The sequence below is a fragment of the Aquimarina sp. AWH4_224 genome (assembly GCF_056160245.1).
The window spans coordinates 1-328 of record NZ_JBSWWU010000073.1; the positions used below are offsets into that span (position 1 = coordinate 1).

The following is a 328-nucleotide window of genomic DNA, read 5'->3' on the forward strand; positions in this document are numbered from 1 at the left end:
GCTACTGGAGCAACCGGAGCGCAAGGACCTACGGGTGCTACTGGAGCAACCGGTGCACAAGGGCCGACAGGTGCGACTGGAGCAACCGGTGTACAAGGACCAACAGGAAATACAGGTGCCACTGGAGCACAAGGACCAACAGGTGCACAAGGACCAACAGGAAATACAGGTGCCACTGGTGCGCAAGGACCAACAGGTGCACAAGGACCAACAGGAAATACAGGTGCCACTGGAGCACAAGGACCGACAGGTGCTACTGGAGCTACTGGAGCGCAAGGACCAACAGGTGCGACTGGAGCAACCGGTGCACAAGGACCAACAGGAAATA

Annotated in this window: 1 protein-coding gene; it reads left to right on the forward strand. The window is 57.6% G+C overall.

Annotated features, from left to right (window positions below):
* A partial coding sequence (locus ACXAGJ_RS24750) for a hypothetical protein (protein ID WP_474843877.1) occupies positions 1-328 on the forward strand: 328 nt, incomplete at both ends.